At 67.3% G+C, this 7,145-nt stretch carries 7 protein-coding genes; 5 read left to right on the top strand and 2 right to left on the bottom strand.

The window, feature by feature from the left end:
- Positions 1-14: 14 nt before the first annotated feature.
- Positions 15-2,069, bottom strand: a complete 2,055-nt coding sequence (recQ, locus tag AC6RA4_RS04910) for a DNA helicase RecQ (RefSeq protein WP_500157962.1) — start codon at positions 2,067-2,069, stop codon at positions 15-17.
- A 90-nt stretch (positions 2,070-2,159) separates the two neighbouring features.
- Positions 2,160-2,444: a YggT family protein gene (locus tag AC6RA4_RS04915; protein WP_207075946.1), complete on the bottom strand. Its 285-nt coding sequence runs from the start codon at positions 2,442-2,444 to the stop codon at positions 2,160-2,162.
- A gap of 130 nt (positions 2,445-2,574) precedes the next feature.
- Here AC6RA4_RS04915 and AC6RA4_RS04920 point away from each other — a divergent pair, with 130 nt between their 5' ends.
- The 5 genes from AC6RA4_RS04920 (at position 2,575) to AC6RA4_RS04940 (ending at position 7,027) form a co-directional block, all read left to right on the top strand.
- The gene (locus tag AC6RA4_RS04920; RefSeq protein WP_500157964.1) at positions 2,575-3,108 is read left to right on the top strand and encodes a thioesterase family protein; all 534 of its coding nucleotides are present in this window, start codon (positions 2,575-2,577) and stop codon (positions 3,106-3,108) included.
- Between the two features lie 72 nt (positions 3,109-3,180).
- On the top strand, positions 3,181-4,518 hold the full coding sequence (locus tag AC6RA4_RS04925; protein WP_500157966.1) for an MFS transporter: 1,338 nt from the start codon (positions 3,181-3,183) through the stop codon (positions 4,516-4,518).
- Complete coding sequence (gene mepA / locus AC6RA4_RS04930) at positions 4,515-5,435, top strand: penicillin-insensitive murein endopeptidase (protein ID WP_500157968.1); 921 nt, start codon at positions 4,515-4,517, stop codon at positions 5,433-5,435. The genes AC6RA4_RS04925 and mepA overlap by 4 nt, the downstream gene beginning before the upstream one ends.
- Positions 5,408-6,319, top strand: a complete 912-nt coding sequence (locus tag AC6RA4_RS04935; RefSeq protein ID WP_500157970.1) for an esterase-like activity of phytase family protein — start codon at positions 5,408-5,410, stop codon at positions 6,317-6,319. The genes mepA and AC6RA4_RS04935 overlap by 28 nt, the downstream gene beginning before the upstream one ends.
- Before the next feature lie 66 nt (positions 6,320-6,385).
- A complete protein-coding gene (locus tag AC6RA4_RS04940; RefSeq protein WP_500157972.1) occupies positions 6,386-7,027 on the top strand; it encodes a queuosine precursor transporter in 642 nt (213 codons plus the stop codon).
- The last annotated feature ends 118 nt before the right edge of the window (positions 7,028-7,145 follow it).

Raw genomic sequence — 7,145 nt, forward strand, 5'->3', positions numbered from 1 at the left:
ATACCGGGACCGATCTAGTCCGCCCGGGCCAGAACGTCCAGAAAGGCCGGGCCGAAACGCTCGAAGCGCCGGTCGCCCAGCAGCCGCTCCATCGCCGCGTCGCTGTCGGGGCGGGCCTGCGCCACCTTGGCCAGCAGCGAGGCCGAGCAGGAGAGCGGCTTTTCGGTGCCGTCGATGCCGCGCACCAGATCCGCCTGTACCGCCATCAGCGTGTCGTAGAGCGAGCCCGCCTCGCGCCCGGCGAGCTTGCGCCGGGTCGGGTGCATCTCCTCGCTGGCGCCGGTGATCACCGAGAGGAACTCGGCGCCGTAGCGTTCGAGCTTCTTGGCGCCCACCCCGCCGATCCGCGCCATGTCGTCGAGGCTCTGCGGCCGGGTCTCGGCCATCTCGATCAAGGTCTTGTCGGGGAAGATCATGTAGGCCGGCAGCGAGGCGGTCTCGGCCAGCGCGCGACGCTTGGCCTTGAGCGCCGAGAGCAGCGGCGCGTCTTCCTCGTTGACCAGCGTCTTGACCTGCGGCCGGCGCTCGGCGGCGCGGTCGATCACGTCGCGGCGCAGGGTGATGCTCTGCTCGCCCTTGAGGATCGGCAGCGCCGCGTCGGTCATCACCAGCGCGCCGTGGCGCTCGGGATCGGGGCGCACGAGGTCAAAGCCCATCATCTGCCGGAACACCGCCTGCCACTGGCCCTTCTTCAGGTCGCGCCCGACCCCGAAGGTCGGCAGTTGGTCGTGGCGGCGCTGTCGCACCTTGTCGGTCTCGTTGCCGATGAGGATGTCGATCAGATGCCCGGCGCCAAAGCTCTCGTCGGTGCGCAGTGCCGCCGACAGCGCCTTGCGCACCGCCTCGGTGCCATCGAAGAGCTCGGGCGGCTTGTCGCAGAGATCGCAATTGCCGCAAGGGTCAGAGCTTTCGCCGAAATAGCGCAGCAGCTGCTGGCGGCGACAGCCCAGCGCCTCGGCAAGCCCCAGGAGCGCGTTGAGGCGGCCATGATCGGCGATCCGGCGCTCGGGCGGCGCCATGCCCTCATCGATCTGGGCGCGGCGCAGGCGGATGTCTTCGGCGCCGTAGAGCGTCAGCGTTTCCGCCGGCGCGCCGTCGCGCCCGGCGCGGCCGATCTCCTGGTAATAGGCCTCGATGGATTTCGGCAGGTCTGCATGGGCGACCCAGCGGATGTCCGGCTTGTCGACCCCCATGCCAAAGGCCACCGTGGCGACCACGATCAGCCCGTCTTCCTTGGCGAAGCGCTCCTCGACGGCGCGGCGGTCATCCGCCTCCATGCCGCCGTGGTAGAAGCAGGCGCTGTGCCCCTCCTGGCAAAGCGCCTGCGCCAGGCTCTCGGTCTTGGCGCGGGTGCCGCAATAGACGATGCCCGAACGGCCCTTGCGGGCAGCGGCAAAGCGCAGGATCTGGGCGCGCGGGCTGTCCTTGGGGCGGAAGGCGAGGTGGATGTTGGGCCGGTCGAAGCCGCGCAGGAAGGTCTGCGGCGTCTCGCCATCGAAGAGCCGGCGGACGATCTCTTCCTGGGTTTCCTGATCCGCGGTGGCTGTGAAGGCCGCCAGCGGCACGCCGAGGCTGCGGCGCAGCTCGCCGATGCGCAGGTAATCGGGGCGGAAATCATGGCCCCACTGGCTGACGCAATGGGCCTCGTCGACGGCGATCAGGCTGACGCCGGCCTCCGACAGCATCCGCTGCGCCCCGCCCGAGGCCAGACGCTCGGGCGCGAGGTACAGGAGCTTGAGCGTGCCCTGCGAGAGCATGTCCCAAACCGCGTCGGTCTCATCCTGGGTGTTGCCGGAGGTCAGCGCGCCGGCGGCGACGCCCGCTTCGCGCAGGCCGCGCACCTGATCGCGCATCAAGGCGATGAGCGGTGAGATCACCACCGTCACGCCGCCACGCATCAGCGCGGGCAGCTGGTAGCACAGGGACTTACCGCCGCCGGTGGGCATGATGGCGAGCACGTTCTCGCCCTGCGCCACGGCATCGACGATCTCTCCCTGTCCGGGACGGAAGGCATCGAAACCGAAAATCTCTTTCAGCAGCGCCTCTCCGGGCGCGATGTCGCGTGGCATGGGCGGGACCTGCGGATTTTACGCTATATCTGCTCTATTCCGCACAGTCTCATACTAAGATTAGGTGAACAAGCCCGCCCGTGACGGAAATCACCCGAACAGAATGGTCGGCAGGATATAGTCGCGCAGCGAGATCACGATGATGAACACGACAAGCGGCGCGAGGTCCAACGGGTGGGTGTTGGGCAGGATGCGGCGGATCGGCGTATAGATCGGCTCGAGCAGGCGGTTGAGCCCGGTCCAGATATTGGCGACCAGCGGCTGCCGCAGGTTGAGCACGTTGAAATTGATCAACCAGCTCATGATGATGTGGACGATCATGATGAAGAAGATCACGTCGAGGATCAGCTTCAGCGGGCCGTAGATTGCCATCATATGGTGTGTTTCCTTTGCCTGTCCGCGCCAACAGGTAAGCATCCCCGCGCCCGAGGGCAATAGTGCCGCAGGGTCGTGGTTGACGTTCCGGCCGCGGCGCTTCCCTTTGGGCGCAAAAGGAGATGCCCGCATGTACCCGTTCATTCGCATGGCCAAGGAGCTTTGGATCTCGCGCAACCACCCGCCGCTCGAGCTGGGCGAGAGCCACATCTCCTACCACATCTGCTGGCCGTGGGATCTGGACCTGTGGAAGGAGCTCAACAACGGTCGCACGCTGACGCTCTACGATCTCGGTCGCATCCCGCTGGCGCGGCGTTCGGGGCTGATCGACGTGCTGCGGCGCGAGCGCTGGGGGCTGACGATGGCGGGCGCGGTGGTGCGCTACCGCCGCCGGATCCGGGTGATGGAGAAGGTCGAGATGCGCTCGCGGCTGATCGGCTGGGACAGGCGCTTCATGTATCTCGAGCAGACCATGTGGAAGGCCGATGGCGAATGCGCCAACCACGCGGTCTATCGCGGCGCGGTGACCGACCGGAACGGCATCGTCACGATGGACCGGATCATGACGGCGCTTGGCCACGAGATCGAATCGCCGGAGCTGCCCGAGTGGGTGCAAAGCTGGCTCGCCTCCGAGGACCAGCGGCCCTGGCCGCCGCAGATGTAAGGCAGGCATCCGATTTCGCCTTGCCCCCTGCCCCGACCGGCTGTTCTATCGCGCCGCGGACAGGAGGGCAGCATGACCGGCAACGTGACACGCAAACGCATCTGGGGCTGGTTCTTCTTCGACTGGGCCAGCCAGCCCTACAACACGCTGCTGCTGACCTTCATCTTCGCGCCCTATGTCAAGGAGCTGATGGGCGACGGGACGCAGGCCCAGGCGGCCTGGGGCTTCGGTATCGCCGCCGCCGGCTTCGCTATCGCCATCCTCGCCCCGATCCTCGGGGCTCTGGCCGATACCGGCGGCAACCGGCTGCGCTGGATCTGGGGCTTCTCGGGGCTCTACGTGCTGGGCTCGGCGATGCTGTGGTTCGCCGCTCCGGGCGACTTCGACCTGCTCTCGACGCTGTTCTTCTTTGCCCTCGGCCTCATCGGCATGGAGTTCGCGACGATCTTCACCAACGCCATGCTGCCCGACCTCGGCCCGCGCGAAGAGATCGGACGGATCTCGGGCAATGGCTGGGCCTTCGGCTACGTGGGCGGGCTGATCGCGCTGGTGCTGATGCTCGGCTTCTTCGCCGAGAGTGCCGCGACCGGGACCACCTTGCTGGGCCTTGCCCCGGCGCTCGGGCTCGACCCGGAGATGCGCGAGGGCACGCGCTTCGTCGGGCCGCTCACCGCGATCTGGTACGTGGTCTTCATGGTGCCGTTCTTCCTTTGGGTGCGCGACCCGCGCAGCCATCCGGCTCCCAAAGGCGCGGTGAAGCGTGCGCTGACGGACCTCAAGGGCACGCTCAGGCGCCTGCCCGGGACGCCCTCGCTCTTCGCCTTCCTCGCCTCGTCGATGTTCTACCGCGACGCGCTGAACGGGATGTATGCCTTTGGCGGCATTTACGCCGCCGGCGTGCTTGGCTGGTCGGTGGTCGATACCGGCGTCTTCGGCATCATCGCGATCATCTCGGGCGCGCTCTTTGCCTGGCTCGGCGGCAAGGCCGACACCCGCTTCGGCCCCAAACCCGTCATCACCGTCTGCATCCTCGTGCTGACCGCGGTGGCGGTGGGCATCGTCTCGGTCGAGCGCGACGCGCTCTTCGGCATCGCCCTGCCCGAAGGCTCGCGGGCGGCGGATTATGCCTTCTGGCTCTTCGGCGCCACCATCGGTGCCGCCGGCGGGGTGATCCAGGCCGCCTCGCGCACCATGATGTGCCGGCAGGCCAACCCGGCACGCATGACCGAGGCCTTCGGGCTCTACGCGCTGGCCGGCAAGGCCACCTCGTTCCTCGCACCGTTGCTCATCGGGGTGGCAACCACGCTGAGCGACAGTCAGCGCATCGGGGTCTCGCCCATCATCGGCCTTTTCGTAATCGGTCTAATTCTGCTACGCTGGGTTCAACCAGACGGAGACCGAGCAGAATGATCCGCACCCTGACCGTCCTTGCCGTGGCCGCGCTGACCCTCGCGGCCTGCGGCGGCGACCGCCCCGCCCCCAAAGTCACCGAGGCCGACCTGCCCCGTGTCACCGGGGTGCTCTCGACCAAGAACGCCAAGAGCCTGTTCGGCGCCGAGCAGGTGGGCTCGCCGCAGCGCGCCGCCGCCTATGGCTCCTATTCCAGGGGCTGCGTCGCCGGCGCCCAGCAACTGCCCGAGACCGGACCGACCTGGCAGGCGATGCGGCTCAGTCGCAACCGCAACTGGGCCCATCCCGAGCTGATCGACTACGTGCAGGACCTCAGCCGCAAGGCGGCGCAGCTTCCGGGCTGGAACGGGCTTTACGTCGGCGACATGAGCCAGCCGCGCGGCGGCCCGATGACCTCGGGCCATGCCAGCCACCAGGTCGGGCTCGATGCCGACATCTGGATGCGCCCCGCCAACGACCTGTCCCTCAGCCGCACCGCGCGTGAGAACATCTCGTCGATCTCGCTGCGCCGCTCGGCAGGGGCCTATACCAACGAGAACTGGACGCGGTCGCATCACGAGCTCCTGAAGGCCGCCGCCTCCGACCCGCGCGTGGCGCGGATCTTCGTCTTCCCCGGCGCCAAGGTGAAGATGTGCAACGACGAGACCGGAGATCGCGCCTGGCTGCGCAAGATCCGGCCCTGGTACGGCCATCACTACCATTTTCACGTGCGGCTGAGCTGCCCTCCGGGCGCCACCGGCTGCGTCAATCAGGACCCGCCGCCGCCGGGTGACGGCTGCGCCGACGCGCAGGCCTGGGTGAACAACATCCTCAACCCGCCGCCGCCCGATCCCAACGCGCCGCCGCCCAAGCCCAAGCGCGATCTCACCATGGGGGACCTTCCGGCCCAATGCGCAACCGTACTCGCGGCGCAATAGGCGCTGCACTGGCGGGCGCAATCGCCATCGCCGCCGCGGCCAGCGGCGGCGAAGCCCGTTTCACCGCCAGCTTCACCTGGACACTGGACGACCCGGCCTTCGGCGGCTTCTCGGGGATCGAGCTGTCGGACGATGGCAGCCGCTTTACCGCGATCAGCGACCGCGCCGGCCTCGTCTCCGGCACGCTCGAGCGCCGCGACGGCCGGATCGTTGCCATCAAGGCCGGCCCGGTCGAGGAACTGATGGGCGACAAAGGGCAACCACAGTCGAAGAAAGCCGGCGATTCCGAAGGGCTCGCGGTCGACGCAGCGGGACGAATCTTCGTCGCCTTCGAAGGCCAAAGCCGCGTGCGGGCCTACGACACCGCGGCCCGTGCGATCCCCCTGCCCGGGCATGACGTGTTCAAGCGGTTGCAGGCCAACTCCAGCCTCGAGGCGCTGGCAATCGACGTGCAGGGGCGGCTCTACACCCTGCCCGAACGCTCGGGCGAGATCACCCGGCCCTTCCCGGTCTGGCGCTTCGACAACGGGACGTGGAGCCAGCCCTACGAGATCCCGCGCCGGGGCGGGTTTCTGGCGGTGGGCGCCGACATCGGGCCCGACGGGCGCTTCTACCTGCTCGAACGCGAGTTCACCGGCGTCGGCTTTCGCAGCCGGGTGCGCCGCTTCGACATGACCGAGACGGCGCTGACCGAGGAGACCACGCTCTTCGAAAGCCACCTGCTGCGCCACGACAACCTCGAGGGCATCTCGGTCTGGCGCGACGAGGCCGGGGCGATCCGCCTGACGATGATCTCGGACGACAATTTCAACTTCTTCCAGCGCACCGAACTGGTCGAATACACCGTCCCGGAATCTCTTGCGTCAGGCTCTGACAGGCCTTAAGGGGACCAATCCGCCGCGCCCGGCGCGGCCAAGTCCCCGCAACCTTGTCAAAACGGGTCAAGAAACATGACGCGCAAACACCTTCCCGGCATTCTTGCCATGGCCGCCATCGTGCTGGCCTCCAACATCCTCGTGCAATTCCTGTTCGGCCAGTGGCTGACATGGGGTGCCTTCACCTATCCGCTCGCCTTCCTCGTCACCGACGTGATGAACCGCCTCTACGGTGCGCAAGCCGCCCGCAAGGTGGTCTTCGCCGGCTTCGTGGTCGGCGTGATCTGCTCGCTGATCGGCACCCAGATCATGCTGCAGGGCGACGGCTACACCTACCCCGCCGTGACGCTCCGCGTCGCCATCGGCTCGGGCCTCGCCTTCCTTACCGCCCAGATGATGGACGTGGCGATCTTCGACCGCCTGCGCGAGGGTTCGTGGTGGCGTGCGCCGCTGGCCTCGACGCTGGTGGGCTCCGCCCTCGACACCGCGATCTTCTTCACCATTGCCTTCTCGGGCACGCTGAGCTTCCTCGAGCCCGGCAATGACGTGAGCTGGGCCGGTGAAACCCTGCCCCTGCTTGGTGCCGGTCCGATCGTGCCGCTCTGGGTGTCTCTGGGCACCGCCGACTGGCTGGTGAAACTCGGTCTCGCGGTCATCGCGCTGGTGCCGTTCCGAATGATCGTTTCGAAGGCACTTTCGTCGCGGGCCATGGCCTGATCAGCAAAAAACGTTTTGACGGTGTGCCTTTCCGTGGCACCCTGAAGATGCGTTTCACAACAGCTGAAAGGAGGTGATCCAGTGTCGAGAGAAACATTGGAGAGAGGTGTCGGAACAG

Source organism: Salipiger sp. (assembly GCF_059781815.1).